Here is an 18,839-nt window from a genome sequence, read left to right as displayed (position 1 = left end):
GACCGTCAGCGGATCTCGTAGATCGCGGTCGTACCGGAAATTTCGTGACCCACCACGAGCAGCGGCTTACGCGTCGGGCTGTCGGACGCGGGCACGAACAGCACGCCCTCCGGGCCGGAGTCGCCGCCGGTGCCGGCCTCGACGTCACCGGCGAAGTTGCGGCTGTTGACGTAGTCGGCGAGCCTCGGGTGGCGGGGGTCGGTCACGTCGAAGGCGACCACGCCGCCGACGCGCTCCAGGCCGGCGAAGGCGTAGGTGCGGCCCTTGACGTCGCCGACGGCCACGCCCTCGGGCTCGGGGCCCTTGTTGTCGCTGCGCGAGTCGAAGCTCTTGTTCTCCTGGTCTGCGTTGAACTCGGCCGGGAGCTCCTTGGCGACGAGCTTCTCGATCTGGTCGCCGGAGTCCCACACCAGGCGGCCGGAGGCGTCGCGGATCGAGATCGAGCGGGCGCCGATGGCGTGCAGCTCGGTGGTGACGCCCTCGGCGTTCTTCGGCGAGGTCGAGGTGACGGTCAGCCGGCCGAGCTCGGCGTCGGCCTTGAGCGCGTCGGGCAGCGTCGTCTTGAGGTCCTTGACGCGGACCTCCTCGGCGAAGCACTCCCAGTCGCGGGCGTCGCCCTCGTTGGCGGCCACGACGTAGGTGCGGCCGTGGGACCGGTAGGAGGCCAGCGCGTCGGGCTGGTACATGCCCTTGACCGGGCGCGGCACGATGTTGATCCTGCCGTCCTTGTCGGAGGCGTCCAGGCCGTTGCCGGGGCGCAGGTGGTCCTTCAGGCCGAGTGGCACGATCTCCTCGACCCGGCCCGAGCGCAGGTCGACGATCGCGAAGGCGTTGTTCTCCTGGAGCGAGACCCAGGCGGTGCGGCCGTCGGTGGTGATGTACTCGGGCTCGAGGTCCTGCGCGGCGGTGGCCTTGGGGCCGTAGATCCGCACGCCCTGGGCGCGGAGCCGGTCCTCCCTGCCGACCCACTTCCTGAAGTCGGCCGTCTTCACCGACCCGCGGCGGACGTCCACGATGCTGATCGAGCCTTCGGGGTCGGCGTCGCCCTCGCAGTAGCCGGCCGGTTCGCCCTCGTTGGCGACGAGCACCGTCGAGCCGTCGGGGGTGAAGGTCAGCATGTCGGGCAGCGCGCCGACGGTCACCGAGCGCAGCTTCTTCAGGCTGCCGGCGGAGAAGAAGCCGACCGTGCCGGGCTTGGTCTTGTCGTCGGCCTGCTGGGCGACGGCGACGAGGCCGTCCTTGACGGCGACGCTGTTGGCGCCGGGCGTCCGCAGGGTGCCGACCTTCTTGGGGGCCCTCGGGTCGCGGATGTCGAGCACGTCGACGGTGCCGTCCTGGGCGTTGACGACGAAGACCCGGCGGGTTCTCGCGTCGTACGCGGTGATCTCCGACGCGCCGGCGTCGAAGGCGCCGGTGGTGTACCGGCCGAGGAACTGCAGCGTGATGCCCTTGTGCGGGGTCGCCGCCGCGGGCGTGGCGGTGAGCAGCCCGGCGGCGAGCGCGCCAGTGAGGAGGAGGGTCCTGGTGTGCATGCGCGAAGCGTGGCGAAGACGCGTGAATCGGCGCTGACGGCGCGGTGGCCGCCGGATTAACCGGACGTCTCAGACGATCTGGGACAACCGCAGTGAATAGGCCAGTTTCCGGCGGCCCGCGTCGCTCAGGTGGATGTGGTCGCCCGAGTCGTAGGAGACCCGCAGCTGGTCGGGGTAGGTGGGGTCGCGCAGCGCCGCGTCGAAGTCGGCGACGGCGTCGAACGCCCCGCTGGACCGGATCCACCGGTTCACCTGCTGCCGCACCGCCTCCCGCTCCTCGTTCCACGCGGGGTAGCCGTAGAAGGGGGTCAGCGTGGCCCCGACGACGCGCACCTTCTGCCGGTGGGCCAGCCTGATGATCCTCTTGTACGCCGAGATCAGCGGCGCCGCCGAGGTGTAGTCGCCCTTGCAGATGTCGTTGATGCCGGAGAACACCACGACCGTCTTCACGCCCGGCTGGCCGAGCGCGTCGCGGCTGAACCGCTGGAGCACGCTCGCGCCCGTCACCGGCCGCAGCAGCCGGTTGCCGGAGATGCCGACGTTCAGCACCGAGGCCCGGCCCCGGAGCCGGTGGCTGAGGAAGTCGGTCCAGCGGCGGTTGGAGTCGGTCGGCTGGCCCGCGCCGTCGGTGAGCGAGTCGCCGATGGCGACCACGGCGGGCACCGTCGCGGGCGCGGTGACGGCGACGCGGTCGAGGAAGTACCACTGCGTGCTGGTGTAGCTGAACTGGAACCCGTCGTCCTTGGCGGCGTGGTCGCCCGGGTCGGACAGGAAGGTCGTCGCGTACGCCCTCTCGTGCCCGGTCACCCGCGAGTGGGTGCCCGGCACGAACACGCTGACGACGAGGTCGCTCCCGGCCGTGAACCGCTTCGGCAGCGGATCGCTCCACACCGCCTTGCCGGCCGGGATCCGGACGTAGGGCCGGCGGCCGAACAGCACCGGCTTGTTGGTGCCGGTCTCGATCTCCGCCCCGTACGCCTGGAGGCCGACGTGCACCGACCGCAGGACGATGGGGGCCGGACCGTACAGATTCGACAACCGGAGACGCAGCCCCGAGCCGCCCGCGGAGAGCCGGACGATCATGCGCACGGTCTGCCCGCCGATCGCGGTGGGGAGCCGGTCGGTCGCCGCGGACCAGGTGCCCACCAGGTGGGTCTTCGGCGCGGCGACGGCCTGTCCTGGGGTGAGCAACCCCGCGACCAGCACCGATACCAGAACGATCATCCGGACGACCGGCCGCGACATCCCTCTCCCCTGAACGTTCGATCGCTGAGACGCCATACATTACGGCCATTTAGCTCAGGAGACCGTTAGTTGCGGATGAATGGTGACAGGCGTGCTTGAATCCTGACTAGATCACTTTCGTGAGGGGACCAGCTGGATGTCGGAAGTCTCCCGCGACGACGACGATCGTTCGCCGTCGAAGCGCCGCTCGTCCGCCGCCGCTCCGGCCGCCATCGGGATCGTGGCCGCCGTCGCCAGCGCCATGGCGGCCGTCACCAACATCTGGGACCTCCCCGTCGCGGCGGGCGTCGGCATCACCGGCGTGGCCGCCGTGCTCGCCGGGGTGCTCGCCTGGGCCACCGCCGACCCCTCGGGCCGCCGCGAGCGCAAGGCGAAGGCCGGCGGCACCCCCGTCCCGGCCGAGCTCCCGCCCGTCATCGCCCACTTCACCGGCCGGGCCGACCTGCTCGCCGAGCTGCGCGAACTGTTCGGCCGCCGCGACGGCGACTCCCCGACGGTGGCCTCCCTCTACGGCCAGGGCGGCGTCGGCAAGTCGGCGCTGGCCTCCCGGTTCGCCCACGAGATGGTCGGCCGCTACCCCGACGGCCAGCTCTACTTCGACCTGCGCGGCGCCGACGGCGCGGTCCGGCCCGAGGAGGTGCTGATGTCCTTCCTGCGGGCCCTGGGCGCCCGCCTCACCACCGACGTCGGCAGCCTGCGGGAACTGCAGAAACTCTGGTGGACGTGGACCACCGGCCGGCGGCTGCTGATCTTCCTCGACAACGCCGAGGACGGCGACCAGATCAAGGACCTGATCCCGACCGAGCCGCGCTGCGCCGTCATCGTCACCTCGCGCCGGTCGCTGATGCTGCGCAACACCTACGACGCCCAGGTGCAGGCGTTCACCGAGGCCCAGGGCGTCGAGCTGCTGGCCCGGCTGGCCGGCTCCGAACGGGTGGCCGCCGACCTCGACGCCGCGCTCGGCATCGTCCGGGCCTGCGACCGGCTGCCGCTGGCCATCAGCATCTGCGGCGGCCGCCTGGCCACCCGCACCCACTGGTCCCTGGCCGACCTGTACGACCGCCTCGTCGACGAACGCCGTCGCCTCGACCAGCTGGAGGTCGGCCGGGAGATCGACAAGAGCGTGCGCGCCTCGGTCCAGCTGTCGTACGACGAGTGCACCGGCACCCAGCGCCGCCTGTTACGCCTGCTGGCCCGCTTCCCCGCCCCCGACGTGCCCGACTGGGTGGCCGGCGACCTGCTCGACGTCTCCGAGGCCGACGGCGCCGACCAGATCGAGGCGCTGGTGGCCAGCCACCTCGCCGAGGTGACCGGCCGCGACCTGACCGGCCAGACCCGCTACCGCCTCCACGACCTGGTCCGCCTGTTCGCCCAGGAACAGCGCGCCGACCACGGCCCCGCCCGGCACGCCGCCATGGAACGCGTCCTGTACGGCTACCGCCGCCGCGCCGAGGCCGCCGCCGCGATCCGCTGGCCCCAGGACTGGAGCCCCCGCCCCGGTTCGCACCCCACCACCCGCCCGGCCGAGGAGATCACCTGGCCGCGCATCGAGGCCACCGGCTCGGCCATCCGCGTGCTGAAGAGTCCCGAGGTCACCTCGGGCACCTGGTTCTCCGCCGAACGCCTGTCGCTGCTGTCGGCCGTGCAGACCGCCCAGGCCGAGGAGATGTGGGACCTGGCCTGGGGCATCGGCCGCGCCTTCTGCTCCCTGTGCCACTCGCTGCGGGCCTACTGGTCCGACTGGCAGGCCGTGGCCGACGTCATCTGCGCCGCCGCCGAGCGCATGGAGGACCCCCGCGCCCTGGGCATCGCGCTGCTCGAACGCTCGGCCGTCGCCGGGGGAGTCGGCCGCGGGGAGGAGGCGCTGAAGGACGCCCAGCGCGCCCTCGACCTGCTGACCGAGCAGAACGAGGCGTGGTGGGCGGCGCGCGCCATGCGCGCGGTCGGCATGACCCTGTTCACCAGCGGCCACCTCGACCGGGGCCAGGACTACCTCATCGGCGCGATCACCGCCTTCAAGGCCGGGGGAGACGGCTGGTGGACCGCCCGCACCCAGCGCAACCTGGCCGAACTGCGCCTGGCCCAGCGCGGCTACACCGAGGCCCGCGAACTGCTGGAGGAGGCGCTGACCACCTTCCAGCGGGCCGGCAACCGCTACTCCGAGGCGCAGACCCAGCGGGCCCTGGGCGAGGTGCTGGCCGCCGAGGCCCGCATGCACCTGACCCGGGGCGACGCCCACGCGGCCGAACGCACCTTCGTGCTGGCCGGGAACGCGCTCGGGTTCGCCGTGCGGTCGTTCCGCGACCGGGGCGAGGAGTGGGAGCAGGCCCGCAGCCTGCGCGCCGCCGGGGAGATCGGCGACCCGTCGAACATGCTCACCGAGCACGCCAACGTGCGCGACGCCAAGGAGATGCTGGCCAAACTGGGCGACTCCTGGGGCGTGGCCCGGTCGGAGGTCAGCGAGGGACGGGTGCTGGAACGCCTGGGCCGCGTCGACGAGGCGGTGGGCATGCTGCGCGGGGCCGTCCACGACTTCGAGGCGCTCGGCGACCGGTGGTGGCAGGCGCGGGGGCTGCGCACCGAGGCCGAGGTGCTGATCCGGGCCGGCCGCCCGGCCGAGGCATACCACCCCGCCCGCCAGGCGCTGGACATCTACCTGCACCTCGGAAACGAGGCCGGCGCCCGCCGCGCGAGGGAGGCGCTCGACCGGGCCCGACCCCCGCGCTGAACCGGGTACGGAGTTCATGCGGGGGCCACGCCGCCGACGTGTTGATCGGGCAGATTCCGAGGCGCGAGCCACACCCGGCCTCCGGCCGTGCGCGTCTCGCTCAGACAGATAGGCTCATACGTGATGAATGAGAATGGGCGTTGGATAGTTCTCGAAGGCGCGGTCAACGTCCGGGACCTGGGGGGCCTGCCGACCGTCGACGGCGGCGTCACCCGTTCCGGCCGGGTGCTGCGCGGCGACAACCTGCAGAGCCTGACTCCGGCCGACGTGAACCTGCTGGTGGCGGAGCTGAAGCTGCGCCACGTCATCGACCTGCGGTCGAACACCGAGGTCCGGCTGGAGGGCCCCGGCCCCCTCACCGACGAGTCGGTCGTGGAGATCCACCACCACACGCTCTTCGCCGAGGGCGGCCTGTTCACCGACGCGGCCAGCGACGACCCGCCCGACGAGGAACTCGACGAGCGCGCCCTCCCCTGGGCCGACGCCGAACGCCTCGACCCCGAACTGCGCGTCACCGGCCACTACTACGGCTACCTGCGCGACCGCCCCGACTCGGTGGTGGCCGCCCTCCGCGTGATGGCCCACGGCGACGGCGCCGCGCTGGTCCACTGCGCCGCCGGCAAAGACCGCACCGGCGTGCTCTGCGCCCTGGCGGAAGAGGTCGCCGGCGTGACCCGCGAGGCCATCGTGGCCGACTACGTCGCCACCGGCGAACGCATCGCCGCCATCATCGAACGGCTCCGCTCCAGCGACACCTACCGCGTCGACCTCGACTCCAAGCCCGCCGACAGCCACGTCCCGCGCGCGGAGTACATCGAGCACTTCCTGGAGATCCTCGACACCCGCTACGGCGGCCCGATGGGCTGGCTCACCGAACACAGCTGGACCGCCGACGACACCGCCGCCCTCCGCGCCCGTCTCAGAGACTAAAAGCTCTTTTTTCCGTTACGGCTCCGCCTGGCCGGCCACCCGACCAGGCGCAGCCACTTGGGGAGCCCGCCATGCGCCTGAGGGGAGCCAGGAACAGGGTCCGCCGCTGGTTCGGCCTGCGGCCGATCCACGGCGACCTGATCGAGCTGGCCCTGGAGTACCGCGCCCAAGCGGGCGCCGACGGCGGCGACGACGCCCGCCCCTACCTCCGGGCGGCGATGATCCGGTGGCTGCCCGAATTCGAGCCCGACATCGAGCAGGCGGAGCGCGAGCACCACTTCGTCGACCCCGACGACCCGCTCTCCTATCGCGACTTCCTGCAGATTCTCTGGGACCGCCTCTGGCCGGCCATCGAGAACCGGGACGCGGCGACGCTCTCCCGGCTCTCCGAACTCATCCTGGAGATCGCCGCCGAGAACCCCGACGCCGACAGGACGTATCTCCGGGGACTGGTCGAGGAGATGATCCTCGAATCCCTCGGGTTCTACTACGCGGAGATCGACGACCGGCTCCCCGAGCCGCTCAGGGCGGCTGCCGAGCGGTTTCACGGCCCGAACCGCTACTCCCCGGCCGCCGACCCGAACGGCGCGTTGTTCCCTAGCCGAGAGTGACCACGCGGCCCTCGTCGGCCGAGACGCGGGCGGCGCGCAGGACGACCAGGGCCTCGGCGGCCGACTCCGCGGTCACCGGCGGCGGGGCCTCGCCCCACAGCGCCCGCACCACGCCCTCGTAGAAGGCCCGGTAGTTCCCCGGCTCGGTCGGCACCCGCTCGTCGCCGACGAAGCCGGGCTCGCCGTCGCCGAAATCGGGCTCGGCGGGGCTGCGGCCCGCGCGCAGGCGGTCTTCCTGCGGGTCCATGCCCCACTTCACGTACGCCGCCTCCGAGCCCAGCACGCGGAACCTCGGCCCCAGGTCGGCCGCGACCGCGCTCACCCACAGGTGGGAGCGCGCGCCGTTGGCGTGGGTCAGGGCGATGAATGAGTCGTCGTCGGCCCGCACGCCCGCGCGCCGGATGTCGGCCTCGGCGTAGACCGAGGCGACCGGGCCGAGCAGCTGGAGGGCCTGGTCGACCAGGTGGCTGCCCAGGTCGTAGAGGAGGCCCGCGAGGTCTTCGGGGCCGCCCTGCTCGCGCCAGCCGCCCTTCGGGACCGGCCGCCAGCGTTCGAAGCGCGACTCGAAACGCCGGATCTCGCCCAGCCGGGGGCGCAGGCGCTCGATCGTGAGGAAGTCGCCGTCCCAGCGGCGGTTCTGGAAGACCGTCAGCATCAGGCCCCGCTCGCGGGCCAGCGCGGCCAGCTCCAGGGCCTCCTCTGCCGTCGCGGCCAGCGGCTTGTCGACCACGACCGGCAACCCGGCGCGCAGCGCCTCGGCCGCGATGGGCACGTGGGTGCGGTTGGGGGAGGCGACCACGACGAGGTCGACCAGGGGATGGAGGTCGGCGGCGTGCCGGACCACGGCCACGCCGGGGCCGACGCGGGCCGCCTTCTCGGGGTCGCCCGTCACCACGGCGGCCAGCCGCAGGCCCGGGGTGGCCCTGATCAGCGGCGCGTGGAAGAACTCACCGGCCGGGCCGTAGCCGACCAGCCCGACCTTGATCTCGTCAGCCATCGCGGTCGTCGCGCTCGGCCAGGAACGCCTCGAACTGGGCGGCCAGCTCGTCGCCCGTCGGCATCGGGGTCGACTCGGCCAGCAGGTTGTCCTTGCCGGCGGTGAAGGCGTCGTACTGCTGCTCCAGGCCGGTGATCGCGCCCGACAACTCGGCACTGGCCTGGATCTGCTCCTCGATCTCGGCGGTGGTCTTGTCGGCGGCGTCGCGCAGGGCGTCCATCGGGAAGACCAGGCCGGTGCCCCGGGTGATCGCCTCCAGCGCGGTCACCGCGGCCTGCGGGTATTCCGCCTGGGCCAGGTAGTGGGGCACGTGGATGGAGTAGCCGAGGGCGTCGTGGCCCTTGGAGCCCAGGCGCAGTTCGAGCAGGGCCGCCACGCTGCCGGGCACCTGCACCTTGCCGAACGGGCTCACCTGGCCGTTGATCAGCTCGGGGCGGCTGCCGTGGGCGGTCAGGCCGATCGGGCGGGTGTGCGGCACGCCCATCGGGATGCCGTGGATCGTCACCATCTTGCCGATGTTCAACCGGGTCGCCAGCATGCCGATCGCCTCGGTGAACAGCTCCCACTCGCGGTCGGGCTCGGGGCCGGTGAGCAGCAGGAACGGGGTGCCCGTCAGGTCGTGGGCCAGGTGGAGCGTCAGCTCCGGCATGTCGGCCTCGACCCAGCGGTCGGTGTCGAAGACCATGATCGGCCGTCGGGAGCGGTAGTCGATGAGGCGGTCGACGTCGAAGGTGGCCACGACCCGGTGGTCCAGCTCCGCCATCAGGTGCCCGAGGGCCAGCCGGCCGGCCCCGCCCGCGTCGACGAAGCCTTCGAAGTGGTAGAGCATCACCGGATCGGTCAGCTCGGGGACGTCACCGTCGAGCCGGTAGAGATCCGTCGGGTCGTACACGACTGGCAGCCTTTCTCACGGTCTGTCTCATCTACAGAACCTACGGCGAGGTGAATCGATTCCACGCCGTTTCGGGGACCCTACCGTTGGACAATAGGGCGCATGGAGCCGGATCAGGAACTCGTCGACTTCGCCACTCGGCTGTTCGGCCACGCCCGCGCCGGGCAGACCGCCGAACTGGTCGCCTACGTCGACGCGGGCGTGCCGGTCGACCTGCACAACGAGAACGGCGACACCCTGCTCATGCTGGCCGCCTACCACGGCCACGCCGACACGGTCCGGGCCCTGCTCGACCGGGGCGCCGACCCCGACCGGCCCAACGACAAGGGTCAGTTGCCGATGGCCGGGGCCGTGTTCAAGAAGAACCACGACGTGGTCAGGGCCCTGTTCGAGGCGGGCGCCGACCCCCACGCGGGCCGGCCGTCGGCCGCCGACACCGCGCGCATGTTCGGCGACACGACCGCCCTGGAGATCTTCGGCGCGGCCTAGAGCGAGTCGGAGATCTCCAGCTCGCCCAGCGCCACCGCGATGGTGTCCTCCAGCGACAGGGCCTGACCGGCCACGAAGAGCCGCTCGAACTCCTGGGCGCCCAGGGTCTCGCGGCACTCCTTGATGGTGCGCTTGTAGTCGTCGTTCAGGAACGGCGAGCCCAGCTGGGCCAGCCCCGACGCCCGCCAGTTCTGCTCCGAGGCGCCCAGCAGGTAGGCCGCGTGGGCGACCTCGCCCGACGAGGCGGCGTGGCGGGCCATGGTCTCCAGGCACAGCAGCACGCCGGGCACGTCGTGGAAGTGCCGCTTGATGCGCAGCGCCTCGCGGGCGCTCGTCTTGACCTGGTCGTGCCGGTCGGTGCCGATCTCGATCAGGGCCTGGATCCAGACCGCGTACGAGCGGATCCACAACTCGCCCCGCTCGTTGCAGATCTTCAGGCAGTCTTGGACGAGGGTCTCGGCCTCCATGTAGTCGCCCTGGTAGGTGAGCACCAGCGCGAGCTCGGCCACCGCCGGGAGCAGGCCCGGGTTGAGCTCCCGGCCGCTCTTGTGGAACTCGATCGCCACGCCGAGCAGCGCGGTGGCCCGCTTGAAGTCGCCCTTCAGCATGGCGCTGGTGCCGAGCATCTTGGTGGCGAAGATCACCGCGCCCGAGTCGCCGACCTCCAGCGCCTCCGAGGAGCACTTCTCGGCCGCCTCGGTCGCGCCGTCGTGGTCGCCCTGCATGTTGCAGACGTACGCGAGCGTCCACAACGCCCGGCAGCGTTCCTTGCTGGCCTGCCGGGACATGCCCAGGGCGCGTTCCAGGTAGTGGCGGCCCTCGCGCATGAAGCCGCAGGCGACCCACATGAACCAGAGCGACGACAGCAGTTCGAGGCCGATGCGGTGCTCGCCCGGCGCCGACAGGCAGAAGTCGACGGCCGTGCGCACGTTGTCGTGCTCCTGGCGCATCCGGACGAACCAGTGCACCTGGCGCGGGCCCGACCAGGCGTGCTCGCCGCGTTCGGCGAGCTGGAGGTAGTAGTCGCGGTGGCGGCGCTTCAGGTTGTCGGTCTCGCCGAGCTTGCCGAGCCACTCCTCGCCGTACTGGCGCAGGGTGTCGATCAGGCGGTAGCGCTGGCCCGAGACGGTGTTGTAGCTGAGCAGCACCGACTTGTCGACCAGGCCGGTGATGACGTCCATGATGCGGTCGGGCGGCAGCGTGTCGCCGGCGCAGACGTAGCGCGCGGCGTCGAGCTCGAAGTCGCCCGCGAAGACCGACAGCCGCGCCCACATCAGGCGCTCGGCCGGTTCGCACAACTCGTGGCTCCAGCCGATCGCGGCCCGGAGCGTCTGGTGGCGGGGTAACGCGGTCCGCGACGCGCCCGCCAGCAGCGAGAACCGGTCGGTCAGCAGGCCGAGGATCTGGTCGACCGACAGGGCCCGCAGCCGGACCGCCGCGAGCTCGATCGCCAGCGGGATGCCGTCGAGCCGCACGCACAACTCCGCCACCGAGGTGACGTTGTTCTCCTCGATCGAGAAGTCGGGCACCACGGCCGTGGCGCGCTGCCGGAACAGCTCGACGGCGTCGTTGTGGTAGGGCGACTCGGCCGGGTCGTCGCCGGGCACCGGCAGCGGCGGGATCGGGATGACCGACTCGCCGGCCGCGTTGAGCGAGCGGCGGCTGGTGGCCAGCACCTTCAGGTTGGGGTTGCGGGTCTGCAGGTCTTCGATCAGCTCGGCGCAGGCGTCGACCATGTGCTCGCACGTGTCGAGGATCAGCAGCACGTTGCGCTGGCCCAGCCAGTCGGCCAGCGAGTCGCCGCTGGTGCGGCTCGACTGGTCGGCCAGGCCCAGCGCGGTGCGGACCGTGTGGTGGAGCATCGACGGGTCCTGGAGGCGGGCCAGGTCGACGTACCAGATGCCGTCGTCGAACTGGGCGCGCAGCTGATGGGCGACCCGGAGGGCGGTGCGGGTCTTCCCGACGCCGCCGATCCCGGTCACCGTGACCAGGCGCGACTGCTGGATGCGCTGTCTGATCTGGGTCAGGAGCCGCGACCGTCCGACGAAGCTGGTGAGCTCCGCGGGAAGATTGCCGTCTCTTCGCCAACCTGCTGGGGTCGCCATGCCGCCTCACGGGGGTGTCGCGTTCCGGCTTACACCTGCTCCGGCATCGTACCTTTGATGTGATTTGCCGGTGGGAGCGTAGTGGAGATACCTCATCCCGCCTCGGTGCTTCGCTAGGCTTGAGGCCATGTCAGAGCCGCAGCCCGATGAACTGCGCCCGGTCGACCTGTCCGACGACGGCCTTCCGGTGCTCCCCGACCAGACGATCGACGACACCGATCACGGATGGGGCGAGTGGCGGGAGTCCGACGACGACGCCCGACTCCTCGAAGACCGCCCGCCCCATTGGTGATCAGCGGGTGCCCAGCTGGTCCCACCACCACGTGATGGCCGGCAGCGGAAGCGGGTCGAGGCGGTCGTCGCTGGCCCGCTCCTTCCACGTACCCGGCATCGAGACCGGGTCGGCCGCGATCCGGTCGGTGGGGTTACGCGGGTCGAGGTAGCGGCCGGTGCTCATCGCCCAGGCCAGATAGCCCCTGATCCACTCGCCCAGGCCGTAGACGTAACGGTCGAGTTCGGGCGAGGCGTCGGCGCGCACCTCGTCGGCGACCTTGAGGAACAGGGTCATCACCCGGTCGCGCATGCGCACCGCCTCGGCCGAGGCCGCCTCCACCGACGTGCCGTCGGAGGTCAGCACGCTCACCAGGTTCTGGATCTGCGGGTAGCCGTAGCGGTGCTGCCGGTACGACTCCTTGTTGAAGGAGATCAGGTCGTTGTCCCAGGCGATGATCGCGTTGGCCATCTCGGTGAGCGCCCGTACCCTCGAGTCGGCCATGTCGTCGGCGCTGACCTCGTAGCCCGCGCTGATGTCCACGAACATCACGCTGGCGCCGCAGGCGCTGGCGTTCAGCCACATGGTCACGTAGTCGTCGACCGGCGGGATCCGTCCCTCCAGCCGGTTGGCCGTCTCCCAGATCAGGCCGAACAGGTACTTGCGCTGCTCCTCGACCCAGCGCGCGAGCTGGACCGGGGTCGCGGTCCGCTCCATTCGTAAGCGGATGTCCCGCAGGCCCTCGGCCCACGGGTCGTCGGTGAGGATCCTCGCGGTCGGCGCCTCGACGATGCGCGTCAGCTTGCTGACGAACTGCACGAACGCGTCGAGCGACATCTCGTGGACGCGTTCGTCGCAGTACATGTCGTCGAAGGTGAACAACCAGAAGACGTAGTCGGCGGCGAGGCGCAGCCCTTCACCGCGTCCGTGCGGCAGGGCCAGGGCGGCGCAGTGGCCGATGCGCTGGGCGGCGAGGTACTGCCGTTGTTCCGGTGAGCGGAAAAGGCCGAAATCGTCCATCCATTTGACGGTGGCACGGTCCACATCGTCGGCTTCGGGGGAGATGGCGTAGGGGAAGGGGCAGTAGAAGGAGGGGACATCCAACCGGGGCGACGAAACGACACTGGTCACGAGCAGGTCCTTCCGATTCGTCTGGCCGGGCGCGACAAAAGTGAACCGGCAATGGCACGGTCCCAGGGGCGCAGGAGTTTTCGGCCCGGTGCGTTGTGTGGGCGTGATTGCGCTTAATTAAAGCGTCCGAGCTTAATTGAGCCTTTTGTCCCATCGATTCCTACACGAAATCGGAGACCTGTCAATGTCAGGAAACGACGTCTTTGCGGCGGAACCGGCGGAACGCGAAAGCCAGCAGGACCGCCGCGTACGTGACCGCGATCGCGGTGCCCTTGATCATGCCGCTGTAGTCGGGGACCGGCGCGAGGGCGTCGAGCCAGGCGGTGTTCCAGAAGGTCGGCAGGAATTCGCGCAGGCCGCCCAGGGCCTCCACGGCCTGCAGGATCGTGCTGACGATGACCAGGCCGACCGCGCCGCCGACCGCGCCCAGCGGCGAGTCGGTGCTCACCGACAGCAGGAACGCCAGTGATGCGACGACCAGGTTGGTGACCATGGCGTACAGGATGACGATTCCGAATTTCGGCAGCACGTCCATGGCCGCGATGACCTCACCCGTGCCGGGCACCCGCACGTCGTTCCAGCCGAACGCCAGCGTGCCCGCCACCACCGCCATCACCGGCACCACCGTGACGGCCGCGGCCGAGTAGGCCAGCGCGACGATCAGCTTCTGCCGCAGCAGCCGGTCGCGCGGGATCGGCGCGGCCAGCAGATAACGCAGCGACGACCAGTTGGCCTCGCTGGCCACGGTGTCGCCGCAGAACAGCGCCACCGCGACCATCAGCAGGAAGCTCGCCGACACCGACAGGGCGAACGCGGCGAAGTTGAGGCCGCCCTCCATCGCCAGATCGGAGATGCGCAGGCCGTTGCCGCCCCGGTTGTTGTTCGGGCCGAACTGGAAGGCGATCACCAGGATCCACGGCAGCGCCGCGAGCAGGCCGAACATGACCATCGTGCGCCGGCGACGGAACTGGCGGACGAACTCGACCCGCAGCGGGAGGGTGCGTCCGGGCGCGTAGCCGGTCGCGGTCATGCCTTTTCTCCGATCAGGTCGAGGAACACGTCCTCCAGGCGGGTGGAGCCGTTGAGTTCGCCGCGGCGCAGCAGCTCGGCGACCGGACCGGCGGAGACCAGGCGGCCCCGGTGCATGACGACGGCGTGGCTGCACGTCTGCTCGACCTCGCCGAGCAGGTGGCTCGACACGATGACGGTCCGGCCCTCGGTGGCGTACGCCTTCAGCACCCGCCGCATCTCAGCGATCTGGGGCGGGTCGAGCCCGTTGGTGGGCTCGTCGAGCACGAGCAGGTCGGGCAGGCCCAGCATGGCCTGCGCGATGGCCAGCCGCTGCCGCATGCCCTGGGAGTAGGTGCGGACCGCCCGCTCGACGGCCGCGCCGAGACCGGCGATCTCCAGCGCCTCCTCGAAGTGGGCGTCGGCGGCCGGACGGCCGGTGGCCTGCCAGTAGAGCGTGAGGTTGTCGCGGCCCGACAGGTGCGGCAGGAAGCCCGCGCCCTCGACGAACGAGCCCAGCCGCGCCAGCACCGGCGAGCCCGGCACGACCTTCTCGCCGAAGATGCGGATCTCGCCGCCGTCGGGGTGGATGAGGCCCATCATCATCCGCATCGTGGTCGTCTTGCCCGCGCCGTTGGGCCCGAGCAGGCCCAGGACCTGGCCCTTCTCGACGCGGAACGACAGGTCGTCGACGGCCTTGTGGCCGTTCTTGTAGCGCTTGGCCAGGCCGGTGATCTGCAGCGGCACCTCGGCCAGCGCCGGGTCGGGCGCGACGGACGCGCGGCGCGGCCGTCCGGTCAGCAGGAGCACCGCCGCCGCCAGCACCGACACGAGCGGGAACGCCCACGTCCACCAGGCGGGCCCCTGCGCGGGGGCGGCCAGCCCGGCGTCGACCGGCATCGTCAGCGTCGTCGAGCCGAGGCCGATCTTGTGGACGCTGGGCTGCGCCGGGAGCGCGTAGGCCATGTCGGTCGTGGTGATCGCCAGCCGAAGCACGTGGCCGGCCTCGACGCGGCGGTCGATCGCCGGGAGGGCCACCTTGACCGGCGTGCCCGCCGGGGTCGCGGTGACCCGCAGGGGCGCGGCCAGGCCGCCCGGCAGCACCGCGAGCTGTCCCGACGCGGCGTCGTAGAGCTTGGCGAAGAGGGTGACCTCGCCCTCTCCGTACACCCTGATCTCGGCGGTGGGCGAACCGGTCACGGTGAGCGCGGTGTCGAGCGGGCGGGTCTGGAAGACCGCTACCTGGCCCGGCAGGTCGAGCGAGGCGCCCGCCGAGCCGCCGCCGCCCGCGCCGCCGCCGAGCAGGCCGCTCAGGCCGGGCACCGACGAGATCGCCGCCGGGCTGCCGCCGGGCGGCGTGGCCACCTCTTGGTCGGGGCCGAGCAGGTCGAGTGCGGTCGTCACGGTGCCGCCGAGCCCGGCGTAGGCGGGGCCCTCGGCGTGCAGCAGGACGTTCTGCCGGGTGCCCGGGTCGCGCCCGCCGTCGCGGGAGACGGTGAACCCCTGGCCGGTGGCCGCGCCGTCCTTCTTCAGGTAGGCGTCGAACCAGTTGAGGGTCTGGGCGAAGACGAAGTCGGTCTCGGCGTCGCCGCCGTCGTGGCCCCCGGCGATCCAGGCGACCTCGACCGGCGCGCCGGTGGCCGCGATGGCCTTGGCGTTCAGGTCGGCGTGGCCGAGCGGGAACAACGAGTCGCGCTGCCCCTGGATGATCAGCGACGGGACCTTGATCTTCCCCTGCACGGAGATCGGGCTCGACTTCCGGAGCAGGTCGACGGCCTCCGGCGTCGCCTTTCCGGTGGCCGCGATCTCCTGGTAGACCGCGCAGATCGCCGGCAGGAACCGCCCGCACTGCGCCTGGTCGGGCGTCACGGCGGCCGGGGCGGGCTGCCCCGCCGAGCCGGTCAGCAGGCGGGCCAGCCCGTCGGCCTGCGAGGCGGGGTTGAGCCCCGACCCCCCGGCGCTGAAGAAGATCCCGGCCCACATCTTCTTGAACACGCCCGCCGCCGGCCCGGCCCCCGACGCCTCGGGGAACAGCGCGTCGGCCAGGTCGTACCAGGTGATCGAGGGCACGATCGCGTCGACGCGGGGGTCGTGGGCGGCCGTCATCAGGGCGATCGCGCCGCCGTAGGAGCCGCCCGCCATGCCGACCCGGGGATCCCCGGCGGCGTCGAGCAGCACCTCGGGCCGCTTCGCCAGCCAGTCGATGAGCTGCCGGACGTCCTTGACCTCGTAGTCGGGCGAGTTGAGCGCGATCTCCCCGGTGGAGCGCCCGAACCCGCGCGCCGACCAGGTGAGCACCGCGTAGCCCTGCTCGGCCAGCTGCCCGGCCTGGTCGCGGACGCTGTTCTTGCTCCCGCCGAACCCGTGCCCCAGCAGCACCGCCGGCGCCCTGCCCCCGCCCTCGGGCGGGAAGTAGGCGGCGTCGATCAGCACCTTCTGGTCGTCGGCCGGCCCGTCGACGACGGGGATGACCACGTCCTGCCCCTGGGGGAGCCCGTCGGAGGGCCAGGCGATCCAGATGATCCCGGCGACGGCCACGAGCACGGCGGCGAGCACGGCGAGGCCGCGCCGGCCCCCGCGAAACGTCATATCGCGAGACTATCGGCGGCGGCTGAGAGTCCGCTGAGGACCCGGTACGTGCCGGGCACCGCCTGCCAGCCCTTTTCCGTCCAGGTTTCGACCGCCCGCCGCGGGATCTCGACGGTGACCGCAACCGTCTGGCCCGGGTCGGCCGCGCACGTCGCGAAGCCCGCCAGCCAGCGCGACGGGCGGTCGCCCGGGTCGTCGGGGGCCAGGTAGACCTGCACGACCTCGCGTCCGGGCCGGTTACCGGTGTTGGTCAGGGTCACGGTCACCGTCAGGTCGTCGAGGGCGATCTCGTCGTACGACCACGTCGTGTAGCCCAGGCCGTGGCCGAACGGGAAGGCGGGGGCGGTGTCGTGGCGGTCCCACGCCCGGTAGCCGATGAAGCGGCCCTCGTCGTAGGCGAGCACTCCGCCGGCCGGTGTGACGTTGGTCACGGGGCAGTCGGCGAGGGCGGCCGGCCAGGTGGTGGGCAGGCGGCCGCCCGGTTCGGTCGCGCCGGTCAGGACGTCGGCCAGGGCGTGGCCGCCCTCCTGGCCGGGGAACCACGTCAGCAGGATCGCGGCGACCTCGTCACGCCACGGCATCTCGACGGGCGACCCGGCGTTGACCACGACCACGGTGCGCGGGTTGGCGGCGGCGACCTTCGCGACGAGTTCGTCCTGGCGGCCGGGCAGGCGCAGCGAGGTGCGGTCGAAGCCCTCGCTCTCGACCTCCTTGGAGGTGCCGACCACGACCACGGCGACGTCGGCCTCCCGGGCCGCCGCGACGGCCTCGGTGATCATGCGGCCGGTGGTGGGCCTCGGCGGCCGGTGGCAGAGGGCGAAGCCGACGTGGGACGGCTCGGCCGACGTGCGCGCCACGGTGTGGACGAGGCTGACGACGACCGGTCCGGGCAGGTCGGCGAGTACCTCGTGCTGCGGGGGGAGGAAGAACGCCGCCATCGGGTCGTCGCCCTCGGGGCGGACGACGCCCTCGAACAGGGTCCGGCCGTCGGCCTCCAGGGTGAAGCGGCCGGCGCCCTCGACGGCCAGGGTGTTCCAGCCGGGGGCCGCGTCGAGGACGCCGCTGATCTCGACGGTGCGCAGCTCCTCGTAGGGGACCGGGACGTCGCCGAGCCAGACGAGCGAGCCGTCGCGCAGGGGGAACTCGCCGAGCACCCGCCCGGCGGCGTCGCGGGCGGTCGCGGTGGCCGCCATCACGGCGGGGGCGACGCGCTCGCTCGCGTCGGCGCCCCGGCTGTAGGTGACGTCGAGCCCGGCGGCGGTGAGGCCGTCGAGCGGCGAGACGGCGTGCTCGGGGAAGACCAGGGCGCTGCCGCCGCCCAGGATCCGGGGGTCGGCGGCCAGCCCGCCGATGAGGGCGACCTTCGCCGACGGCGCGAGCGGCAGCACCCCGTCGTTGACGAGCAGCGTGGCCGACCGGGCCGCGACCTCCCGGGCGAGCGCGACCCCGTCGGGCGACTCGCGCTCCGACAGGTCGACCCTCTCGTGGAGCCGCAGCAGCCTGCCCAGCTTCCGGTCGAGCAGCTCCTCCGGTACGAGCCCCTCCAGCACCGCCCTGACCAGCGGCTCCCCGTAGACGCCGCCCGGCCCCGGCATGGCCAGGTCGAGCCCGCCGAGCGCGCACCCGACGGCGTCGCGGGCGGCCGTCCAGTCGGACATCACGACCCCGTCGAAGCCCCACTCGCCGCGCAGCACGCCCTCGATCAGCTCGGCGTGCTCGCACATCGGCACCCCGTTCACGGCGTTGTACGCCGCCATCACCCCCCACGGCCGCGCCGTGCGCACGACGTGCTCGAAGGGGGCCAGGTAGAGCTCGCGCAGGGTGCGCTCGTCGACCCGGACGTCCACGGTCATCCGGTCGGTCTCGGAGTCGTTGGCCACGAAGTGCTTCACCGTCACGCCGACCCCGCCCGACTGCACCCCGGCCACGTACGCCGCCCCGATCTCCCCGGTCAGCAGCGGGTCCTCCGAGAAGCACTCGAAGTGGCGGCCGCCCAGGGGGCTGCGGTGCAGGTTGACCGTCGGCGCGAGCAGCACGTGCACGCCCTTGCGGCGGCACTCGGCGGCCAGCAGTTCCCCCACGCGGCGGGCGAGCGCGACGTCCCACGTGGCGGCGAGCGCGGTCGGCGAGGGCAGCGCGACGGCCGGGTCGCCGGCGATCCAGCGGGCGCCGCGCACCCCGATCGGGCCGTCGGAGGTCACCAGAGACGGCAGGCCGATCTCGGGCGCGGCCGGGAGCGTCCACATGTCCTGGCCGCCGAGAAGGGCCGCTTTGCGATCGAGGTCCATTGCGCTACCTCATCTCTTGATTG

14 protein-coding genes are annotated in these 18,839 nt (G+C 72.1%); 5 read left to right on the top strand and 9 right to left on the bottom strand.

The features are described 5' to 3' along the window. Positions 1 to 5 precede the first annotated feature (5 nt). Positions 6 to 1,532 (bottom strand): choice-of-anchor I family protein, encoded by a 1,527-nt coding sequence (locus tag AW274_RS04555; RefSeq protein WP_062429599.1) that lies wholly within the window; start codon positions 1,530 to 1,532, stop codon positions 6 to 8. Positions 1,533 to 1,601: 69 nt separating this feature from the next. After that, entirely contained in the window at positions 1,602 to 2,756 is a 1,155-nt protein-coding gene (locus AW274_RS04550) for an SGNH/GDSL hydrolase family protein (RefSeq protein WP_198169005.1), read from the bottom strand. A 157-nt stretch (positions 2,757 to 2,913) separates the two neighbouring features. Between AW274_RS04550 and AW274_RS04545 the strand changes: the two genes are divergently transcribed. The 3 genes from AW274_RS04545 to AW274_RS04535 all read left to right on the top strand — a co-directional run bounded on the left by AW274_RS04545 (position 2,914) and on the right by AW274_RS04535 (position 7,046). After that, positions 2,914 to 5,505, top strand: coding sequence for an ATP-binding protein (locus AW274_RS04545; RefSeq protein ID WP_062429595.1), 2,592 nt, complete (start codon positions 2,914 to 2,916; stop codon positions 5,503 to 5,505). Positions 5,506 to 5,628: 123 nt separating this feature from the next. Then, positions 5,629 to 6,435 (top strand): tyrosine-protein phosphatase, encoded by an 807-nt coding sequence (locus AW274_RS04540; RefSeq protein ID WP_062429593.1) that lies wholly within the window; start codon positions 5,629 to 5,631, stop codon positions 6,433 to 6,435. Positions 6,436 to 6,506: 71 nt separating this feature from the next. Next, on the top strand, positions 6,507 to 7,046 hold the full coding sequence (locus AW274_RS04535) for a hypothetical protein (RefSeq protein WP_062429591.1): 540 nt from the start codon (positions 6,507 to 6,509) through the stop codon (positions 7,044 to 7,046). Here the strand turns inward: AW274_RS04535 and AW274_RS04530 are convergent. Together AW274_RS04530 and AW274_RS04525 are read right to left on the bottom strand one after the other, a co-directional pair. Beyond that, positions 7,033 to 8,043, bottom strand: a complete 1,011-nt coding sequence (locus tag AW274_RS04530) for a Gfo/Idh/MocA family oxidoreductase (protein ID WP_062429589.1) — start codon at positions 8,041 to 8,043, stop codon at positions 7,033 to 7,035. The two genes, AW274_RS04535 and AW274_RS04530, sit on opposite strands and share 14 nt — an antisense overlap. Beyond that, on the bottom strand, positions 8,036 to 8,935 hold the full coding sequence (locus AW274_RS04525; RefSeq protein WP_062429587.1) for a proteasome assembly chaperone family protein: 900 nt from the start codon (positions 8,933 to 8,935) through the stop codon (positions 8,036 to 8,038). The genes AW274_RS04530 and AW274_RS04525 overlap by 8 nt, the downstream gene beginning before the upstream one ends. A 102-nt stretch (positions 8,936 to 9,037) precedes the next feature. On the opposite strand from AW274_RS04525, the gene AW274_RS04520 reads away from it, so the two are divergent. After that, on the top strand, positions 9,038 to 9,424 hold the full coding sequence (locus AW274_RS04520; RefSeq protein ID WP_062429585.1) for an ankyrin repeat domain-containing protein: 387 nt from the start codon (positions 9,038 to 9,040) through the stop codon (positions 9,422 to 9,424). Here the strand turns inward: AW274_RS04520 and AW274_RS04515 are convergent. After that, entirely contained in the window at positions 9,421 to 11,529 is a 2,109-nt protein-coding gene (locus AW274_RS04515) for an ATP-binding protein (protein WP_062429583.1), read from the bottom strand. The two genes, AW274_RS04520 and AW274_RS04515, sit on opposite strands and share 4 nt — an antisense overlap. A gap of 127 nt (positions 11,530 to 11,656) precedes the next feature. Here AW274_RS04515 and AW274_RS41070 point away from each other — a divergent pair, with 127 nt between their 5' ends. Continuing rightward, the gene (locus AW274_RS41070; RefSeq protein ID WP_169806296.1) at positions 11,657 to 11,821 is read left to right on the top strand and encodes a hypothetical protein; all 165 of its coding nucleotides are present in this window, start codon (positions 11,657 to 11,659) and stop codon (positions 11,819 to 11,821) included. Here the strand turns inward: AW274_RS41070 and AW274_RS04510 are convergent, their stop codons facing one another. From AW274_RS04510 to AW274_RS04495, 4 genes are all read right to left on the bottom strand, one after another. Beyond that, complete coding sequence (locus AW274_RS04510) at positions 11,822 to 12,931, bottom strand: terpene synthase family protein (RefSeq protein WP_157519760.1); 1,110 nt, start codon at positions 12,929 to 12,931, stop codon at positions 11,822 to 11,824. It abuts the gene before it with no gap. 187 nt (positions 12,932 to 13,118) lie between these two features. Beyond that, complete coding sequence (locus AW274_RS04505) at positions 13,119 to 13,961, bottom strand: ABC transporter permease (RefSeq protein ID WP_062429579.1); 843 nt, start codon at positions 13,959 to 13,961, stop codon at positions 13,119 to 13,121. Continuing rightward, complete coding sequence (locus AW274_RS04500) at positions 13,958 to 16,528, bottom strand: alpha/beta fold hydrolase (protein WP_062429577.1); 2,571 nt, start codon at positions 16,526 to 16,528, stop codon at positions 13,958 to 13,960. Before AW274_RS04500 ends, AW274_RS04505 begins: the two co-directional genes overlap by 4 nt. After that, on the bottom strand, positions 16,525 to 18,816 hold the full coding sequence (locus AW274_RS04495; protein ID WP_062429575.1) for a beta-glucosidase family protein: 2,292 nt from the start codon (positions 18,814 to 18,816) through the stop codon (positions 16,525 to 16,527). Before AW274_RS04495 ends, AW274_RS04500 begins: the two co-directional genes overlap by 4 nt. Positions 18,817 to 18,839 lie beyond the last annotated feature (23 nt).

The sequence above is a fragment of the Herbidospora daliensis genome, from assembly GCF_001570585.1.
GTDB classification, from domain to species: Bacteria; Actinomycetota; Actinomycetes; order Streptosporangiales; family Streptosporangiaceae; genus Herbidospora; species Herbidospora daliensis.
Note: the sequence above shows the minus strand (reverse complement) of the source record. Positions and strands in the feature narration are given on the sequence as shown.

Excerpts from the sequence above, each read along its gene's own strand:
- AW274_RS04555 (WP_062429599.1), bottom strand. The coding sequence starts at position 1,532 with ATGCACACCAGGACCCTCCTCCTCACTGGCGCGCTCGCCGCCGGGCTG.
- AW274_RS04550 (WP_198169005.1), bottom strand. The coding sequence starts at position 2,756 with ATGATCGTTCTGGTATCGGTGCTGGTCGCGGGGTTGCTCACCCCAGGA.
- AW274_RS04545 (WP_062429595.1), top strand. The coding sequence starts at position 2,914 with ATGTCGGAAGTCTCCCGCGACGACGACGATCGTTCGCCGTCGAAGCGC.
- AW274_RS04540 (WP_062429593.1), top strand. The coding sequence starts at position 5,629 with ATGAATGAGAATGGGCGTTGGATAGTTCTCGAAGGCGCGGTCAACGTC.
- AW274_RS04535 (WP_062429591.1), top strand. The coding sequence starts at position 6,507 with ATGCGCCTGAGGGGAGCCAGGAACAGGGTCCGCCGCTGGTTCGGCCTG.
- AW274_RS04530 (WP_062429589.1), bottom strand. The coding sequence starts at position 8,043 with ATGGCTGACGAGATCAAGGTCGGGCTGGTCGGCTACGGCCCGGCCGGT.
- AW274_RS04520 (WP_062429585.1), top strand. The coding sequence starts at position 9,038 with ATGGAGCCGGATCAGGAACTCGTCGACTTCGCCACTCGGCTGTTCGGC.
- AW274_RS04515 (WP_062429583.1), bottom strand. The coding sequence starts at position 11,529 with ATGGCGACCCCAGCAGGTTGGCGAAGAGACGGCAATCTTCCCGCGGAG.
- AW274_RS41070 (WP_169806296.1), top strand. The coding sequence starts at position 11,657 with ATGTCAGAGCCGCAGCCCGATGAACTGCGCCCGGTCGACCTGTCCGAC.
- AW274_RS04505 (WP_062429579.1), bottom strand. The coding sequence starts at position 13,961 with ATGACCGCGACCGGCTACGCGCCCGGACGCACCCTCCCGCTGCGGGTC.
- AW274_RS04500 (WP_062429577.1), bottom strand. The coding sequence starts at position 16,528 with ATGACGTTTCGCGGGGGCCGGCGCGGCCTCGCCGTGCTCGCCGCCGTG.
- AW274_RS04495 (WP_062429575.1), bottom strand. The coding sequence starts at position 18,816 with ATGGACCTCGATCGCAAAGCGGCCCTTCTCGGCGGCCAGGACATGTGG.